Genomic DNA, 17,887 nt, shown 5'->3' with positions numbered 1-17,887 from the left:
CCAGTTGGCGACAATCTGTGTGCACTTGAGAATACACCATGAGTAATAACGATAAAACAGCACCCGGCCAGCGTACGGTCATAGGCTTTGATTTTGGTACCCGGAGCATCGGCCTGGCCGTCGGTCAGGAGATAACAGGCACCGCCAGCAGTCTGGGGGCCGTCAAAGCCCGTGACGGTATTCCCGACTGGCAGGATATCGCCCCGTATATCGAACAGTGGAAACCCGACCTGCTGGTTGTTGGTCTGCCATTAAATATGGATGGTACGAATCAGGATCTGACCTTCCGCGCTAAAAAGTTTGCCAACCGGCTGCACAACCAGTTTCGCTTACCTGTCGAGACTCAGGATGAGCGTCTGACCACGGCAGATGCCAAAGCCCGACTGTTTGAACAAGGGGGTTACCGCTCACTGGCTAAAGATAAGATTGATGGCATGTCAGCCATTATCATTCTGGAGAGTTTTTTTGAGGCGCAATGGGGTTAAGCACCCGATAGCGTTGCAGATCAGGGATAAATCCAGCCTGCTGATAGGCCTGACGGACCCGACCTTGTGCTCTGAGTTGCCTCAAGCCATTTTGCAGCGCCTTAAACGCACGCTCTCCGTCAGGATGAAGCCGCGACACCACAAAGTGGCGGCTACCATCAAACTGCACCACTAAATTAGGGTGGGCCACCAAATGAATATCATTCAGTCTGAACTCATTATTCAGGCTTGGCATTAACGGCATCAGCATAAAATCAACCCATTGGCGATTAACCATTTGTGCTTGTGAGGCCCAGACAGGTTCATTCATCAAATGCTTAAGACCCAGGTCGTTCAAGGTTTGCCAGTCAGTGCGCCAGCGACTGGTGGAGACGGCACTCAACTCACGCAATTCAGTTAACTGAGTGATCCGTGCCACCGCCAGGTTTTCGGGGGCATAAAAAATCCCGGCAAAATATTCCCCCCGGCGGATCACCGCATCACTGATAAACAGTTTATCCGCTTTCGCCTTCGCATCATCCAGCCAGTAACTGTCAAAGCTGAGCAACAGCTTGCCCTGCTCCAGCAAATTCGAATGGCGAAAGCTGACGTTACCCGGCCGGTAAGTGAATGATTTTTTGAATCCGCCCAGTGCCAGCGCCTGTTGCACCAACACCATATCAACGACGTCTCTACGTACATAGTCACCCGAAAACTGCGACACTTCGAGTGGGGCTCGACCATTCAAAAAGCGCAGGTAATCGGCATACACGTCATCGCGGATATACATATCCACCACATTGTGATCGGCCGATTGCTCAGCAACAAGCTCATTCGCCGTTGCCAGGGATAAGGCGGTTAAGCAACACAGGACCAATGTGGCCCCGTATCTGGCCCAATCAGCGCTTTTTATCGTCCAGGCCGTCAACGGTCACCCCTTGCAAGAAGCCCGCTCCTTTTTGCTCATTGTTTTGCAGTTTAATCATCAGACGCAGGTCATTCGGTGAATCAGCATGATGCAGGGCATCCGCGTAGTTGATCCTTTGCTGCTTATACAATTCGAACAGCGCCTGGTCAAAGGTTTGCATCCCCATTTCCTTCGACTTCGACATGGTCTCTTTAATTGAGCCAATGTCACCTTTCTTAATCAGCTCAGCCACCATAGGTGAATTGAGCAACACCTCAATGGCCGCCACACGCCCTTCCCCTTTGGCCGATGGCACCAATTGTTGCGCGACAATGGCCCTGAGGTTTAACGCTAGGTCGTACTTCAGCTTGTCATGCTTCTCTTTTGGTACCAGATGCATGATACGGTCGATGGCCTGATTGGCATTGTTGGCGTGTAACGTTGCAACACACAGATGGCCGGTTTCAGCAAAACTTAATGCATATTCCATGGTCTCACGAGAGCGGATCTCACCAATCAGGATCACATCCGGCGCCTGACGCAGTGAGCTTTTCAGTGCCGACTCAAAGCTCTCCGTATCCAGCCCCACTTCACGCTGTGTAATAATGCTCTTGCGATGTTGATGCACAAACTCAATCGGATCTTCGATGGTCAGTATATGACCGCGTTGATTACGATTACGATAGCCCAGTAAGGCTGCCAGAGAAGTCGACTTACCGGTGCCGGTCCCACCGACAAATAACACCAGACCACGCTTAGACATGATCACATCAGTCAGCACCGACGGCAGACCTAAGTCAGTCACCTCAGGGATATCCGTGACAATACGCCGGATCACCATACCGGCGCAGTCGCGTTGCCAAAAAGCCGAAACCCGGAAACGGCCTATCTCATTGGCCACCGCAAAGTTACATTCTTTCTCACCATGAAACTGCTGTTTTTGTTTCTCGCTCATGGCTGATTCGACCATGGCCAATGCCGCCTCAGCATCCAATTGGTCATCATCCAGTGCACGCAGCTCACCGTCGATTTTGGCACTCACGGGCAAACCGGCAGATACAAACAAATCCGATGCACCTTTGTCTTTCATCGTTTGCAGATAATGTACAAGCTCCATCATAACCTCCCGGGATTAATAAGTGGTGCCAAACTGGCTCTTATCATGGGCTTTCGGCTGGGCATCCTGATTAGTGATCAGGCCACGGTTCACCAGATTAGTCAGACACTGGTCCATAGTCTGCATGCCATGCATCGCACCGGTTTGTATTGACGAGTACATTTGCGCAATTTTATCTTCGCGAATGAGGTTACGAATAGCCGGGATCCCCATCATGATCTCATGTGCAGCAACCCGACCACCGCCCACTTTTTTCACCAGTGTTTGTGAAATAACGGCTTGCAGGGACTCAGATAACATAGAACGTACCATGTCTTTTTCCTCACCCGGGAAAACGTCAATAATACGGTCAATGGTTTTAGGCGCAGAGGTGGTGTGCAAAGTACCAAACACCAGGTGACCGGTTTCGGCAGCCGTCATCGCAAGTCGGATGGTTTCCAAATCACGTAATTCACCAACCAGGATGACATCCGGGTCTTCACGCAGCGCACTGCGCAGCGCGGCATTGAAACTGTGCGTGTCACGATGTACTTCACGCTGGTTGATCAGGCTTAATTTATTGTCGTGAACAAATTCAATGGGGTCTTCAATGGTCAGAATGTGGTGATGCTTGTTACTGTTGATGTAATCCACCATGGCTGCCAGCGTAGTGGATTTACCCGACCCGGTTGGGCCTGTGACCAGCACTAAACCACGCGGACAATCAGAAATTTTGCGGAAAATCTCCGGCGCACCCAGATCTTCCAGCGTCAGCACTGAGCTGGGAATGGTCCTGAACACCGCCGCCGGACCACGACTGGCGTTAAATGCATTGACACGAAAACGTGCCAGGTTAGGCACTTCAAATGAGAAATCTACCTCAAGATTTTGCTCATAGTCCTTACGCTGGTTATCATTCATAATATCGTAAACGAGGCTGTTAACGTCCTTCGCTTCCAGTGCAGGAATGTTTACCCGGCGCACATCGCCATCAACCCGGATCATCGGTGAAACTCCCGATGAAAGGTGTAAATCCGATGCTTTGTGTTGCACACTAAAGGCCAATAATTCAGTAATATCCATCTCAGACTCCACAACGAGCAAATAATAATATGGTTACAATAGCAGAACGGCTGAACAACGCCTATGATCGCATAGCAAAAGCACAGCAAAAGTGTGCCACAGACCACGAGGTCGAATTACTGGCCGTATCAAAAACCAAACCTGTCGAACTCATTGAACAAGCCTATGCGGCAGGTCAGCGCTTATTTGGTGAATCCTATGTTCAGGAAGCCGTCGATAAAGTCCGCCACTTTCAGCAGCAAAAAGACATTGAATGGCATTTTATCGGTCCCATTCAATCTAATAAGTCGCGCCAGATTGCCGAACATTTCTCTTGGGTGCAAAGTGTCGACCGTCTGAAGATTGCGCGTCGTCTGAATGAACAAAGGCCCACCAACCTGATGCCGCTCAAAGTGCTGATCCAGGTGAACATCAGTAACGACGAACAAAAATCCGGATGCGCGCTGAGTGAACTGGACGAACTCGCCGCCTATATTGATGGCGCACGCCAGCTGGAACTGCGCGGGTTGATGACAATTACAGCGCAAACCGATGACACACAACAGCAATTGCAATATTTTCGCCAAATGAAGGCTTGCTTTGATAAACTAAAGGCTCAATATCAACAGCTGGATACCTTGTCGATGGGTATGAGTGGCGATCTGGAAATGGCCATTCAGGGCGGCGCAACCATGGTGCGTATCGGCACGGATATTTTTGGCAAACGACAATAAGGTGACACACTCCTAATGGCTAATAAAACGATTTCATTTATCGGCACAGGTAATATGAGCTATGCCATCATAGGTGGCATGATCAAAAACGGATTTGCCCCACAGAGTATCATTGCAACCAATCGCAACGCTGAGAAGCTGGCTAAGGCCCATGCCGATTTTGGGGTGCGTACCGAACAGGATAATCTCAAAGCGGTTGAGGAAGCAGATGTCGTGGTGTTATCTGTGAAGCCACAAATGATGGCCGAGCTATGCCAGACTTTTGTTGATGCCGGATTAGATCTCAGCAACAAGCTATTTGTGTCTGTCGCAGCAGGGATCACCGTTAAACGCCTGCGCGAAATGCTAGCAGAAGATGTCAAACTGGTGCGTTGTATGCCAAATACGCCGTCCTTACTGGGGCGTGGTGTCTCGGGTCTGTTTGCCGCAGATATCAGTGATGAGGAAAAAACCTATATCGAACAGGTCTTTTCATCCACGGGCATCGCCATCTGGCTGAAACAAGAATCACAAATCAATGATGTCATTGCCGTAACGGGCTCCTCGCCAGCCTATTTTTTCCTGTTTATGGAAGCCATTGAAGAAAAAGCCATTGCACTGGGTTTTTCACCAGAGCAGGCACGCGCACTGGTGCAACAAACCGCACTCGGCGCCGCAGAAATGGCCTTATCTCAGCAAGACATCAGTATTGCGCAGTTGCGTGCTAACGTCACCTCCAAAGGCGGCACCACACACGCAGCCGTTGAACATTTAAAAGCAAACCAGTTACCGCAAACCGTGGCCGACGCCATGGATGCCTGCATTGCGCGGGCAGAGGAAATGGAACAACAAATCTAGAGGACATACAATGAACGCCATGCATTTTTTGGTAGGGATTATTTTTGACCTGTTTTTGATGGTCGTACTGTTGCGTTTTTGGCTGCAATTGGTCAAAGCAGATTTTTATAACCCACTGAGCCAGGCCGTGATTAAAGCAACATCGTTTGCCGTGAATCCACTGCGTAAGCTTATTCCCGGACTGGGCGGTTTGGATCTGGCGTCTTTGGTCGTGGCGCTGTTGGTTGGTTTTGCCAAAGTATCCGTGCTGATGCTCATGCTGGGCGGTTACTGGGATCCAATGGGAGCGGCGATTGACGGTGCGTTAACCGTAGCTAAAGAAGCCTTTTCTCTGGTGTTCTGGGTGTTAGTTATCCGCGCTATCCTCAGCTGGGTGGCCCAGGGCTACAACCCAATCGCCGCAGTCTTTGATCAGCTCACTGAACCTATGTTGCGCCCAGTTCGTAAAATTATTCCGCCACTGGGTGGTCTGGATTTGTCGATCCTGGTCGTTCTGATTGGTATGCAGTTCTTACAGATCTTAATGATGGATCTGCTACGTTAAGCACTCGGAGTCGTCACAATGAAAACCTTATTAACCCTGATTTCAATACTGGCCGTGCTGCTTATTGCACAACCAGCGCATGCCAACAATGAACAAGGTGGGCAATATAAACAACTGGGTGACTGGCAGGTCCATTACATCGCCTTTCCGTCGACCTTTATTCAGCCTAACATTGCCAGTGCTTACGGTTTAACCCGTAGCAACAGCAAGGCCATTATAAACATTTCAGTGCTGGCTAATGATGCCAACAACACCGCACAACGCGCTACCTTAACGGGCCAGGCGCGCAACCTGATCGGCAACAAAACCACTTTAACTTTCAAAGAAGTGGTGGAAGGTGACGCGGTTTATTATCTGGCGCAGATGGATGTCGACCACCAAGACACCTATCGCTTTGAAGTCACGATCCGTCAAGGGAACTCCCGACACGTGCTTAAATTTCAGCAAAAGTTTTATGTAGATTAATATGACCAGACAAATTGTTCTTGCCACCGGCAATCAGGGCAAAGTAGCCGAACTCGGCAGCATGCTCAAAGACCTGAATATCGAAATCCTGCCACAAAGCCAGTTCAACGTGAGCGAAGTGGCAGAAACGGGCACTACTTTTGTAGAAAATGCCATTATCAAAGCGCGTCACGCCGCTAAAGTCACAGGATTACCCGCCATTGCTGATGACTCGGGTCTGGAAGTCGATGCCCTGCAAGGGGCACCGGGTGTGTATTCTGCCCGTTATGCCGGTGCGGATGCCAACGATCAGGATAACATCGACAAATTGCTGGCAACGATGAGCGGCGAAACACTGCGCACCGCCCGTTTCTGGTGCGTACTCGTCTATATGCGCCATGCCGATGATCCTACCCCTGTTATTTGCCAGGCTAGCTGGGAAGGTCGCATCACTGAAGATCAACGAGGTTTACAAGGCTTTGGCTACGACCCCGTATTCTGGGTTGAAGCTACTCAGTGCACATCCGCACAGCTGAGCAAAGCGCAGAAAAATGCCCTCAGCCATCGCGGTCAGGCCTTGCAGCAGCTGCTGGCACACTTTGAAGGCCAGCTGTGAATCTCCCCCCGTTAAGTTTATACATTCACGTTCCGTGGTGCGTGCAAAAATGCCCTTATTGCGACTTTAACAGTCATGGTCAGAAAGGCGAGATCCCTGAGCAGGAATATATTCAGCATTTGCTAGCAGATTTACGTGCCGATCTGCACCTTGTGCAGGGGCGCCCGCTGCATAGTATTTTTATTGGTGGGGGCACGCCCAGCCTGCTCAGTGGCGAAGCTTACACCCACCTGTTAGGCGAGATAGAAGCGCTGATTGGCTTTAGTGATGACATAGAGATCACACTTGAAGCCAACCCCGGAACGGTGGAAACCGATCGCTTTAAACACTATGTTGCAGCCGGCATCAACCGTATCTCCATCGGCGTGCAAAGCCTGCAGGCGGATAAGCTCAAAACACTAGGGCGCATTCATGGCGAGCAGGAAGCCCGTCACGCCGCCTTAGAAGCGCACGACGCAGGCCTTAATAGCTTCAACATGGACCTGATGCACGGCTTGCCAGATCAATCCGTTGCTGACGCATTGAGCGACCTGCAGCAAGTCATTGACCTCAACCCTCCACATTTATCCTGGTATCAACTCACGATTGAGCCAAACACACAGTTTGCGTCTAAGCCGCCTAAGCTGCCTCAGGACGAAGTTTTGTGGGATATCCAGGAGCAAGGACAAGCCTTGTTGGCCAAACATGGCTATCAGCAATACGAAATTTCAGGTTATGCTAAAGCTGGCTATCAATGTAAGCACAACCTGAATTACTGGCAATTCGGCGACTATCTGGGGATTGGCTGTGGCGCACATGGTAAAATCACTCAACCCGAAAGTAACCAGATACTGCGCACCGTAAAAGTTAAGCACCCTCGAGGCTATATGGATCTCAGTAAGTCGTATTTATACGACAGCTGGCAGGTGGAACCAGCCGATCGGCCATTTGAGTTCTTTATGAATTGTTTTCGCTTACACGCTCCCTGTGCTAAACAGGATTTTTGCGATTATACCGGCTTATCACTCAGCGATATCGAGCCTGCGATTAACCGGGCACTTGAACAAGAGTTGTTGATTGACCAGGGCGATTCATGGTTGGTAACAATTAAGGGCCACAGATATCTGAATGACCTGCTAGAATTGTTCGTCTGATACCTGCTCATAGGATAAGATTGAACAGGTGAATTCGCCCTGTAGATAAAAGACATCTATCGCGATACAGTTTTGTTGGTAACATTGCACCAACACCCGAGTCCAATGGAATAAAATAAAAAAGGTAACCCATGCGTAAAATGACACTCCTTGCCGCAGCCGTGGCAGCAGCGCTTCTATCCGGTTGTCAGCAAACAGCAGAGCAACCAACCAACACCGCTAAAGCGGCAACAACACAACAAGTCGTTCAAAGCGAAGTCGAAAAGGCCAATGCCTTTTTTGATGAAGTTTTTATGCGCAGCGTAATGCGCAGCCCGGTTTATCAAACTTACCTGGGCATCAAACAAGACTATGACAAATGGGACGATGACTCAGAAGCACGTCGACTCGAAGATCTTGAGCTAACGAAAAAAGATCTGGTTGCCTTGCAAGCCATTGACCGTAGCAAACTAGATGGCCAAACTCAGGTCAGCTATGACCTGTTCAAGCAAAACCTTGAAAATGAAATCGCCGACTTCCAATGGCGTTTCCATAGCTACCCGGTTAACCAGATGTATGGTACGCACTCGATGCTGCCAGCATTTTTGATCAACCAGCACCAGATCACAGACGTAAAAGACGCCAAAGCGTATATCTCACGTCTGAACGGCATTCCAGCTGTCTTTGAGCAGCTGATCGTAAACCTTGAAGTTCGCGCTGACAAAGGGATCATCGCACCTAAGTTTGTTTTCCCACACGTCATTGATTCAAGCAAAAACATCATTAAGGGTGCCCCGTTTGTTGACGGTGAAGATTCAACCTTACTGGCTGACTTTAAACGAAAAGTAGAAAAGCTGGAGATTGCAGACAACGAAAAGCAAGCGCTGATCGCTGAAGCAACTGACGCACTGAAAGCAGCCGTGAAGCCAGCTTACAGCAAACTGATCAGTTACCTGCAACAACTTGAAAAACGCGCTGACACCCGTGACGGTGCCTGGAAGTTCCCTGATGGTGAAAAGTACTTCAACAATGCACTGGCACGTACCACCACCACAGATTTAACTGCCGCTGAGATCCACAAAATCGGCTTGTCTGAGGTTGCACGTATCCATGATGAAATGCGTGAAATCAAAGAAAAAGTTGGCTTTAAGGGCGATCTGAAAGCCTTTATGGAATTCATGCGCACCGACAAGCAGTTCTATCTGCCAAATAGCGAAGAAGGGAAAGCCAAGTACCTGGCTGACGCCACGGCGATGATCGACAACATGAAAGATCGCCTGGACGAACTATTCATCGTGAAGCCTAAGGCCGACATGATCGTTAAACGCGTTGAAGCCTTCCGTGAAAAATCAGCGGGTAAAGCTTTCTATCAGCAGCCTTCTCCGGACGGTTCACGCCCGGGTATCTACTACGCAAACTTGTATGACATGGAAGCCATGCCAACCTACCAGATGGAAGCCCTGGCTTACCACGAAGGTGTACCTGGTCACCACATGCAAATCGCCATTGCGATGGAGCTGGAGAACATGCCTAAGTTTCGTAAGTTCGGTCGCTACACGGCTTACACTGAAGGCTGGGGACTATACTCTGAACTGGTACCAAAAGAAATGGGCCTGTATGAAGACCCGTATTCTGACTTCGGTCGACTGGCCATGGAACTATGGCGTGCCTGCCGCCTAGTGGTAGACACAGGTATCCACGCAATGAAGTGGACTCGCCAAGAAGGGATTGATTACTACGTGAACAACACGCCAAACGCGAAATCAGACGCGGTTAAAATGGTAGAACGTCACATCGTGATCCCATCTCAGGCAACGGCCTATAAGATTGGTATGCTGAGAATTGTTGAACTTCGTGAAGCGGCCAGAAAAGAGCTGGGCGATAAGTTCGATATCCGTCAGTTCCACGACGTAGTACTGAAAAACGGCCCGGTACCTCTGAACGTACTGGAGCAGTTCGTCAACGAGTGGGTTGCTAGCAAAAAAGCGTAACCTGTTCCGATGACCCTTTACTCTGGCGACACCAGCTTAAATTGTGTGTTCGCCAGAATGATGTGTAAACAAGCCCCGCCATGTGCGGGGCTTTGTATTTTAATCTCCCCACCCAGCTTTTGCGTCACCAGGTTATAAATAATACTGAGACCCAGCCCCGTCCCGCCCGAATGTCGTTTCGACGTCACAAAGGGCTCAAAGATCACAGGCAGCAGTTCTTTGTCTATGCCCTGCCCGTCATCTTTAAAATAAAAATGCACATAGTCATTTACTATGTGAGCCGAGACTATGATGGTCAACGGTCTGTCCGGATATTTACCATGCAAAATACTGTTATTCAGACTGTAACTGATAATCTGATTAAACACATTGGGGTAACTACTGAGGATCAGATTATCCGGTATCTCGACCTCAATTTTGTATTCATCCTCCGATAAATCACTGCGATAGCAATCAAACACGCCTTCTACCAGGGTTTTCAGATCAAACTCCATTTCCGTATCGTAATGCTGCTGAGCCGATACTTTTTTGAAGTCATCAATCAGGGATGCCGTACGATGTAAGTTATTTTCGAGCAAAAACAACGCCGATTCTGCCTCTCCAATGAGGTTGGTCAGGGTGTGCTTTTTCAGCTGCCCACTATCCAAGTCACGGCGCATGCTCTCAACCTGCTCTTTGAGATGCGACTGACTGGTAATGGCAATACCCAGCGGTGTATTCAGCTCATGGGCAAAGCCACTCACCATATTACTCAGGCTGGCCATTTTAGCCTCTTCGATCAGCCGCTGCTGAGCCGCACTGAGTCGTGCCATCAGTGTCTCAATAAAGTCCAGTAGCTCATCCAGGTGGTGACCAATTTGGGCAATTTCGTCTTCGCTGTTGAGATTAACCCGCAAAGAAAAGTCTTCATGCTTAGCCACTCTGACCAGCACCCGACCGATCGCCATCACTTGCTCGGACACCCGGCTATTGAGATAGTACAGCAGTAACAAGCTAAAACCACTGCTTAACACGATCGATAATAAGCTAATCAGGATCAGCTGTTGCTGCTCTTCCTGATAAGCGCTGAAGAGCTGCTTGGCCACTATGGTAAAGTGGCCCCGGATAGCCAACTTCAACTCACCCAGCTCACCACGCACTCCCTGGTTGTGGTCCAGCCCCTGCTTTTGCAACACATTGGTATAAACAATAAAACCATTCTGATAGTGCTCGAGCGTCATTAAATAGGCGTCGGCACGCGCCGGAAATTGCGCTCGGATGCGGTTTTTGGCTTGCTGGATCAAATCACCATGCAGACTAAGGTAGCTTCTGTCCAGCCTCAGTAAAAAGTCTTTTTCCCGCCGCCTCAACTCCAGCAGCAAAATTTCTAATTGCGGATCTTGTGCTTCTTTGGCCAGTGCCTGCAGGGCATGCGCTTTACTGCGGAACTCGCCATAAACGCCATCGTCTTTGTCATAACCCAATAATGCCTGCATGGAGGCCAACTGTTCATACAACTCAGCAAAGCGGTTAACCTGCTCGTCCAGTTTAAACATCAGCTCAAGATGCTGATGATCGGTGACCAATAACGCAGCTAACTCGTTAAAGCTATCGCGGTATGCATAGCGATAATCATCAATAGACAGCAGTGAGGCTTTTTGTCTTTCAATCACAAACCGCTCTTCCTGATCCAACAAGCGCTGGATCTGGGTTTGTAATTTGAACAAATGATCATTGAGCTGCTTACTGTGGTCCAGCTCCCGATAAAGAAACCAGCTCACCGTCGCAATGATCACCGCCGCCCCAACTGCGGCCACTTTAAATAACAAAAGTGACTGTTTTAGCTGCACAAATAAGTTCCTTTGAAACTTTACATATGATCATAAGCTTAGCCACAATGTGACTATTAGGCGAAAATTCAACAACACTTTTCGACGCAAAATATGTAGATGGCATATACCATCCAATCCAACCCAACTGTTTAACAAAATAGATTAAATTACGGCCAAATATTGCTGTCAATTCTGCCACTTTGAGTCTATGCCTAAGTGATAGCTAAACTGCTCTTTACTGCACATTGTTTACAAAAGGAATATATCCAGAAAACAGGAGAATTCCTATGTTGAAAAAATTTTTGTTACCCATTCTATTACTTCTGGTGTTACTCACGCTCAGCGTGGCCATACTCTTACCTTCGTTTAGTGAAAAGGCCATGATAGAGTCAGGCGTTGTTGATGCTCAGCTGACCGCTCAGCAGTTTAAAACACTGCGTAGCTACTACACCCGCAACGTAATCAGTAAAGCGAAAGCATTTGGCATGCAACCTCATTACGAACATAGCGAACCACAGCGACTGCCATTACCTGCAACTATGATTCACGAATTGAGTCAGGAGCTGGAAAGTCAGGGCACCCAGCTGTCGTTATTCAGCCCTTACCCTTTCCCAAATAGAGCATCGCGCCAGCTAGATGATTTTCAACGTGAGGCCTGGCAAGCATTGAATAAGGATCCCAGTTCAACCTACATAGACACACAAGAGATCAATGGTAAGCCCTTTATGCGTGTGGCCGTGGCTGATACGATGCAGGCTCAGGGCTGTGTAGACTGCCATAATAGCCATCCACTGACCCCAAAAACCGGCTGGCAGCTGGGCGATGTCCGTGGTGTGCTGGAGGTCACCAAACCTCTTGAAGGGATCTATGCACAATCTACTCGCCTGCGCCTCACTATCATATTGGCCACCCTAGTGGTTGCCTTACTGTTAGCATTGACACTCACGTGGCTGTTTAAAAATATCGTCTTACAGCGCAGCGAACAACTTCAGCAGGCCTTCGCTGAACTGGCATCAGGCAATGGCGATCTTACTCAAGACATTGATGAAGGAGCTAAGGATGAAATAGGCTTAATCACCCGACATTTTAATAGCTTTTTAGCCAGCTTTCGTCAGCTGGTCAGTCGGGTAATTAAAACAGCGTCAGAAGTTAAGAGTGGTTCCAGTGAAGTTAATGCCTCAGCAGATTCTATTTCTGATCGTTTACATGGCCAGGATCAGCAAACCGAGCTAATAGCTACAGCAATTAACCAACTCACCGCCAGCATAAAAGAAATTGCCGACAATGCAAATCGGGCCGTACAATTTACTCATGATGCCAGACAAAAATTGCAGCATTCCACACAACAAGTGCTACAGTCGGTTGATAAAATTGCCCAGCTGGATGCTAAGATGACTGGCACAGGCGAAATGATTGTGAGCCTTAAAGATAATAGCGATCAAATCGGGGGGGTACTCGATGTGATCAAATCCATTGCCGAGCAAACCAACTTGTTAGCATTGAATGCCGCCATTGAAGCAGCCAGAGCAGGAGAGCAAGGCCGGGGGTTTGCTGTTGTTGCCGATGAAGTCAGGGCACTGGCCCACCGTACCCAAGAATCCATTAATGAAATCCAGTCCATTGTAGAAGGGCTGCAGCATCAAGCGCAGTTGTCCTGTGATCAGGTGCAAAGTAACTACACATTATCCGAACAGGTCCAGTCGAATATACGGGAAGTTGATTGTCAGATCTCCGCCGCACTAGTGAGCAGCGAAAATGTCCTTCAGGCCGTTGACAATATAGCCGCGGCTATGGAACAGCAATCCACTGTCGCGGAGGAAATGGATCGTAATGTTGTCTCCTTAAGCACAGTCAGCAGCGATACAGTCAAAGAAGTTGAAAACATTGTGCGCCAGATTGAGCTCGTTACACAACATGCCAGACAACTGGCTGATGATTTGGCCCAGTTCAAAGTCTGAGCGGCCTGACGCAACATGCAATAAGATGAAGAATCAACTGAGTAACGACCCCAGCTTCTCTGAGCGACGCGCTTTTTTACGTCAAAGTATAGCCTTGTTGCCTTTATTGGGCGCATGCTTACCCTCTTTCTCTGCTCAACAGCAAAGCTGCCCTGATGCGCGGTATCGAATGACCTTTGCGTCTCCTTATGATAGCGATTTATGGCTCTCATCTCCTCATATGCACCAACAGCTAAAACACAATATTGAAGACTTTTCTAATGGGAAAATCTGCGTAGAGATCCGCGACAAGGGCAAGCAAGGTGTTGGCCACGAGCTAGCTGTACAGGTGTCCCGGGGCACAATTCAGGGCGCACTGCTCAGTGTGTCTAACCTGTCACCCATTGTACCTAAGGTCGATATTCTCAATATTCCCTTTTGGGCGGCACAGCCTCAGTCCTATCTGAATCTCATCACTTCAAAATTATGGCAGCAACAGGTCAGCGATCAAATCCGTACTCAGAGCAAGGTTGCGATTTTGCTATACCATCTGCCCGGTGCCAGGACCCTGACCTCCACACGTCATTACGGCAAACTGCTAAAAACCCCCAGTGATATCGCTGATGTGATCTTTCGCGTGCCCGCCAGCCGGGTGCTCAGGCAGTTCTACAAGCTTTGTGGCACTACACCTGTTCAAGTGGCCTGGAAAAAAGCAGCCATGCTGGCGGAAAGTAAACGCTTCGATGCGCTGGACCCATCCGTGACCGGCCTATATAACGGTCCAAACGGGTTAAACCGCCACATTGGTGGTGTGTCTTTGATCAACTCAGTGCAGGACGGTTGGGTTTCGGTGGTCAACCAGCAGTGGCTTACATCGTTGCCACGAAAACTGCGTATCGCCGTTTGGGAAGGTGCGCAGAAAACTTTTGTTCAGCATCTTCCAATGGCCCACCAGGCAGAGCTTTACTGCCAGCGTGGCTTACTCAAAAATGGTGCGACCATCTATTACCCCAGTGCCGATGAGGTGGCCGCCTGGCAGGATATTGGTGGTTATCAACGCCGAGAGTGGTACGCCACTAAGGTGGCACTGTTGGGGAAAGCCAGTACCTTTGATGCCTTTGTGGCAGCCACTCAGGTCAACAATGGTCTGACTTTCCCAACTTAATGTGATTAACGATGCTGCTGCATGTGTTCATTGAACTGTCGCAATGCCGGCTTTTTCATCAGGCTATAGCACACTGGTAATACCAATAGCGCTAACACCAACGCACTCAACATGCCACCCACCATAGGTGCGGCAATCCGGCTCATAATTTCAGACCCCGTGCCCGTACCATATAAGATAGGCAGCAAGCCGATAATGATCGTCGATACGGTCATCATCACAGGACGAACTCGCAGCGCAGCCCCTTGCAGCAAAGCGTCGATATACTGCGACTCACTAACAGGCGCCTGGCGTGATTGCGCCTCACTTTGCAAGTCTTTAAAAGCTTGCTCCAGATATACCAGCATGATCACCCCTATTTCAACCGCGACACCAGCCAGCGCGATAAAGCCGACACCAACGGCAACGGAGAAGTTAAAGCCTTGCAAATACATTAACCACAAGCCCCCGATGGTGGCCATGGGCAAAGTCAACAGGATCAACGCCACCTCTCCAAAACGACGGAAATTCAGATACAAGAGCAACATAATGATCGCTAATGTCAGCGGCAGTACATAGCTGAGCTTTTCCTGTGCGCGGATCATATACTCATACTGGCCAGCCCAGTTCAGTGAATATCCAGCAGGTAAATCCAGCTCCTCGGCGACCACACTGCGTGCTCGTTCAACATAACTGCCCAGATCGACCCCATCGATATCAACAAAGGTCCAGCCATTAATCCTGGCATTTTCACTTTTAATCCCCGGCGCACCGCTTTCTACGTACACATCCGCGACATCACCAAGGGCGATCCGCTGGCCTGTGGGCGTCACGATAGGCAAACGAGCCAGCTGCTCAGGCGAACTACGGTAATCCTGTGGATAGCGCAGGTTAACCGGATATCGTTCCTGTCCCTCCACGGTCTGCGTGACATTCATGCCACCAATTGCCGTGGCCACAACCTGCTGTACATCCGCAATATTGAGTCCAAAGCGGCTAGCCTGCTCACGACGAATATCAACTTTGATATAGCGCCCACCAGCAACTCGCTCTGAATACACCGAAGCGGTGCCAGGCACGGTTTTAAGAATGCTCTCAAGACGCTGGCCCAGTGATTCAATTACAGCCAGTTCTGGACCTGCAATCTTAACCCCTACCGGTGTTTTGATCCCCGTTGCTAACATGTCGATACGGGTTTTGATTGGCATCACCCAGGCATTGCTGACACCAGGCAATTTTACCAGGCGGTCCAGCTCTGCTTTTAGCTTGTCGGTCGTCATCCCCGCTCGCCATTCGCTGCGAGGCTTAAGCTGAATAAAGGTCTCAATCATAGTCAATGGTGCCGGATCGGTGGCCGACTCAGCACGCCCGACTTTACCAAACACATTCTCCACTTCCGGCACCGTAGCAATGAGCTTATCTGTTTGCTGCAACAGCTCACGCGCTTTGCCGATAGAAATCCCCGGGTACGTAGTTGGCATATACATGAGGTCGCCCTCATCCAGCGGCGGAATAAACTCGCTACCGATTTTATTCAGCGGGTAAAACCCTGCCACGGTCAGCGCCACTGCCGCTAACAATGTTGTTTTAGGAAAACGCATAACCTGACGAAGCAACGGCATATACGCAGCAATCAACAAGCGGTTAAGTGGGTTTTTGCGCTCAGGCGTGACTTTCCCGCGGATGAAATAACCCATCAGCACCGGCACCAGGGTAATGGCCAGTCCGGCCGCAGCTGCCATGGCATAGGTTTTGGTATACGCCAAAGGTGCAAACATGCGCCCCTCCTGCGCCTCAAGAATAAACACCGGCAAGAACGACACTGTGATGATCAGCAAACTGAAAAACAAGGCAGGCCCGACTTCAGTCGCCGCTTTTGCCACTATTTGCCAGCGATTGTCATCGGTTAACGGAGTCTTTTCCATGTGCTTATGGAGATTTTCTATCATCACAATGGCGCCATCCGTCATCGCACCAATGGCAATAGCAATCCCGCCAAGCGACATGATATTTGCGTTGATACCCTGGAAGTACATCACGATAAAGGCCACCAATATCCCCAGCGGCAAGGTGATCACGGCCACCAGCGAAGAGCGTAGATGGAACAGGAAGGCCACACAAATCACAGCCACGACCAGCAACTCTTCAAGCAGTTTTTGCCATAAATTATCCACTGCCCGTTCAATCAGCTGACTACGGTCATACACAGTAACGACCTCTATGCCCTCAGGTAAAGAGGCTTGCAACTCAGCCAGCCGGGCCTTTACACCAGCAATGGTTTGCTGGGCATTTTCGCCAAAGCGCATTACCACGACGCCACCGACTACTTCGCCTTCGCCATTGAGTTCGGCAATGCCCCGGCGCATTTGCGGGCCAAGCGTGATTTGTGCCACATCACCCATGGTCAGTGCGGTCCCCTGTGCATTCAGGCCAAGGGGGATCTGAGCAATATCCGTCACGGAGCGAATATATCCGGTAGCCGTGACCATATATTCGGCTTCCGCCATCTCAATCACAGACGCCCCGGTTTCCTGATTGCCCCGTTGCAATGCCTGCTGAATATGGCTCAAAGGCAACCCATAAGCACGCAATTTATCCGGGTCAACCTGCACCTGATATTGCTTAACCATCCCGCCCACTGACGCCACTTCGGATACCCCTGGCACCGTTTGTAACTCGTATTTCAAAAACCAGTCCTGAAGGCTGCGCAGCTGACTGATGTCATGCTGACCCGAGCGGTCGGTCAGGGCGTAAATATACACCCAGCCTACGCCGGTCGCGTCCGGCCCAAGTTGTGGCTTGGCAGTTGATGGCAATAAGTTGGCTGCCTGACTAAGGTATTCCAGTACCCGACTGCGCGCCCAGTAGAGATCGGTGTCGTCATCGAAAATAACATAGACATAGGAATCACCATAAAAGGAGTAACCCCGCACAGTGGTTGCGCCGGGCACCGACAACATGGCGGTGGTGAGCGGAAAAGTCACCTGATCCTGAACCACCTGTGGCGATTGACCCGGATAACTGGTTTTTACGATCACCTGCACATCTGACAGATCCGGAATGGCATCAACCGGCGTTTGCTTAACGGCAAATAAACCGCCTACCACCAGCATCAGTGTACTCAGCAGGACCAGCACACGATTGTGTAAAGACCAGGTTATGACTGCTGCTATCATGATTGTTCTCCT

General features: G+C 49.7%; 15 protein-coding genes. 10 read left to right on the top strand and 5 right to left on the bottom strand.

Annotated features, from left to right (window positions below):
* Positions 1 to 38: 38 nt before the first annotated feature.
* Positions 39 to 485: a Holliday junction resolvase RuvX gene (gene ruvX / locus AT705_RS15435; protein WP_010383082.1), complete on the top strand. Its 447-nt coding sequence runs from the start codon at positions 39 to 41 to the stop codon at positions 483 to 485.
* Here the strand turns inward: ruvX and AT705_RS15430 are convergent.
* The 3 genes from AT705_RS15430 to AT705_RS15420 are packed head-to-tail and all read right to left on the bottom strand — an operon-like array spanning position 448 to position 3,550.
* On the bottom strand, positions 448 to 1,392 hold the full coding sequence (locus tag AT705_RS15430) for a hypothetical protein (protein WP_237113741.1): 945 nt from the start codon (positions 1,390 to 1,392) through the stop codon (positions 448 to 450). The genes ruvX and AT705_RS15430 overlap by 38 nt on opposite strands.
* Positions 1,364 to 2,488, bottom strand: coding sequence for a PilT/PilU family type 4a pilus ATPase (locus AT705_RS15425; protein WP_049863822.1), 1,125 nt, complete (start codon positions 2,486 to 2,488; stop codon positions 1,364 to 1,366). The genes AT705_RS15430 and AT705_RS15425 overlap by 29 nt, the downstream gene beginning before the upstream one ends.
* 15 nt (positions 2,489 to 2,503) lie before the next feature.
* Positions 2,504 to 3,550 carry a type IV pilus twitching motility protein PilT gene (locus AT705_RS15420; RefSeq protein ID WP_058797256.1) on the bottom strand — a complete coding sequence of 349 codons (1,047 nt, stop codon included), beginning with the start codon at positions 3,548 to 3,550 and terminating at the stop codon, positions 2,504 to 2,506.
* A 29-nt stretch (positions 3,551 to 3,579) separates the two neighbouring features.
* Between AT705_RS15420 and AT705_RS15415 the strand changes: the two genes are divergently transcribed.
* From AT705_RS15415 to AT705_RS15385, 7 genes are all read left to right on the top strand, one after another.
* On the top strand, positions 3,580 to 4,263 hold the full coding sequence (locus tag AT705_RS15415; protein ID WP_058797255.1) for a YggS family pyridoxal phosphate-dependent enzyme: 684 nt from the start codon (positions 3,580 to 3,582) through the stop codon (positions 4,261 to 4,263).
* Positions 4,264 to 4,278: 15 nt separating this feature from the next.
* Positions 4,279 to 5,100 (top strand): pyrroline-5-carboxylate reductase, encoded by an 822-nt coding sequence (gene proC / locus AT705_RS15410; RefSeq protein ID WP_058797254.1) that lies wholly within the window; start codon positions 4,279 to 4,281, stop codon positions 5,098 to 5,100.
* A gap of 10 nt (positions 5,101 to 5,110) precedes the next feature.
* A complete protein-coding gene (locus AT705_RS15405; RefSeq protein WP_058797253.1) occupies positions 5,111 to 5,644 on the top strand; it encodes a YggT family protein in 534 nt (177 codons plus the stop codon).
* An 18-nt stretch (positions 5,645 to 5,662) separates the two neighbouring features.
* The gene (locus AT705_RS15400) at positions 5,663 to 6,109 is read left to right on the top strand and encodes a DUF4426 domain-containing protein (protein ID WP_058797252.1); all 447 of its coding nucleotides are present in this window, start codon (positions 5,663 to 5,665) and stop codon (positions 6,107 to 6,109) included.
* A gap of 1 nt (position 6,110) precedes the next feature.
* Positions 6,111 to 6,704: an RdgB/HAM1 family non-canonical purine NTP pyrophosphatase gene (rdgB, locus tag AT705_RS15395; protein ID WP_058797251.1), complete on the top strand. Its 594-nt coding sequence runs from the start codon at positions 6,111 to 6,113 to the stop codon at positions 6,702 to 6,704.
* The gene (gene hemW, locus AT705_RS15390; RefSeq protein ID WP_058797250.1) at positions 6,701 to 7,837 is read left to right on the top strand and encodes a radical SAM family heme chaperone HemW; all 1,137 of its coding nucleotides are present in this window, start codon (positions 6,701 to 6,703) and stop codon (positions 7,835 to 7,837) included. Before rdgB ends, hemW begins: the two co-directional genes overlap by 4 nt.
* A 131-nt stretch (positions 7,838 to 7,968) precedes the next feature.
* Complete coding sequence (locus AT705_RS15385; RefSeq protein ID WP_058797249.1) at positions 7,969 to 9,807, top strand: DUF885 domain-containing protein; 1,839 nt, start codon at positions 7,969 to 7,971, stop codon at positions 9,805 to 9,807.
* A 17-nt stretch (positions 9,808 to 9,824) separates the two neighbouring features.
* Here AT705_RS15385 and AT705_RS15380 read toward each other — a convergent pair whose 3' ends face one another.
* On the bottom strand, positions 9,825 to 11,636 hold the full coding sequence (locus tag AT705_RS15380) for a sensor histidine kinase (RefSeq protein ID WP_058797248.1): 1,812 nt from the start codon (positions 11,634 to 11,636) through the stop codon (positions 9,825 to 9,827).
* A 269-nt stretch (positions 11,637 to 11,905) separates the two neighbouring features.
* Here AT705_RS15380 and AT705_RS15375 point away from each other — a divergent pair, with 269 nt between their 5' ends.
* Positions 11,906 to 13,576 (top strand): methyl-accepting chemotaxis protein, encoded by a 1,671-nt coding sequence (locus AT705_RS15375; RefSeq protein ID WP_058797247.1) that lies wholly within the window; start codon positions 11,906 to 11,908, stop codon positions 13,574 to 13,576.
* A gap of 25 nt (positions 13,577 to 13,601) precedes the next feature.
* Complete coding sequence (locus AT705_RS15370) at positions 13,602 to 14,720, top strand: TRAP transporter substrate-binding protein (RefSeq protein WP_058797246.1); 1,119 nt, start codon at positions 13,602 to 13,604, stop codon at positions 14,718 to 14,720.
* A 5-nt stretch (positions 14,721 to 14,725) separates the two neighbouring features.
* Here AT705_RS15370 and AT705_RS15365 read toward each other — a convergent pair whose 3' ends face one another.
* Positions 14,726 to 17,875, bottom strand: a complete 3,150-nt coding sequence (locus AT705_RS15365) for an efflux RND transporter permease subunit (protein WP_058797245.1) — start codon at positions 17,873 to 17,875, stop codon at positions 14,726 to 14,728.
* Between the last annotated feature and the right edge of the window lie 12 nt (positions 17,876 to 17,887).

Source organism: Pseudoalteromonas rubra (genome assembly GCF_001482385.1).
Taxonomy (GTDB): Bacteria; Pseudomonadota; Gammaproteobacteria; order Enterobacterales; family Alteromonadaceae; genus Pseudoalteromonas; species Pseudoalteromonas ardens.
The sequence above is the reverse complement of the archived record's forward strand: the minus strand, read 5'-3'. Positions and strand labels throughout refer to the sequence as shown.

Bases quoted from the DNA above. Each gene is read 5' to 3' on its own strand.
- AT705_RS15400 (WP_058797252.1), top strand. From the start codon at position 5,663: ATGAAAACCTTATTAACCCTGATTTCAATACTGGCCGTGCTGCTTATT.
- rdgB (WP_058797251.1), top strand. From the start codon at position 6,111: ATGACCAGACAAATTGTTCTTGCCACCGGCAATCAGGGCAAAGTAGCC.
- AT705_RS15415 (WP_058797255.1), top strand. From the start codon at position 3,580: ATGGTTACAATAGCAGAACGGCTGAACAACGCCTATGATCGCATAGCA.
- ruvX (WP_010383082.1), top strand. From the start codon at position 39: ATGAGTAATAACGATAAAACAGCACCCGGCCAGCGTACGGTCATAGGC.
- AT705_RS15405 (WP_058797253.1), top strand. From the start codon at position 5,111: ATGAACGCCATGCATTTTTTGGTAGGGATTATTTTTGACCTGTTTTTG.
- AT705_RS15385 (WP_058797249.1), top strand. From the start codon at position 7,969: ATGCGTAAAATGACACTCCTTGCCGCAGCCGTGGCAGCAGCGCTTCTA.
- AT705_RS15365 (WP_058797245.1), bottom strand. From the start codon at position 17,875: ATGATAGCAGCAGTCATAACCTGGTCTTTACACAATCGTGTGCTGGTC.
- AT705_RS15375 (WP_058797247.1), top strand. From the start codon at position 11,906: ATGTTGAAAAAATTTTTGTTACCCATTCTATTACTTCTGGTGTTACTC.
- proC (WP_058797254.1), top strand. From the start codon at position 4,279: ATGGCTAATAAAACGATTTCATTTATCGGCACAGGTAATATGAGCTAT.
- AT705_RS15370 (WP_058797246.1), top strand. From the start codon at position 13,602: ATGAAGAATCAACTGAGTAACGACCCCAGCTTCTCTGAGCGACGCGCT.
- AT705_RS15425 (WP_049863822.1), bottom strand. From the start codon at position 2,488: ATGGAGCTTGTACATTATCTGCAAACGATGAAAGACAAAGGTGCATCG.
- AT705_RS15420 (WP_058797256.1), bottom strand. From the start codon at position 3,550: ATGGATATTACTGAATTATTGGCCTTTAGTGTGCAACACAAAGCATCG.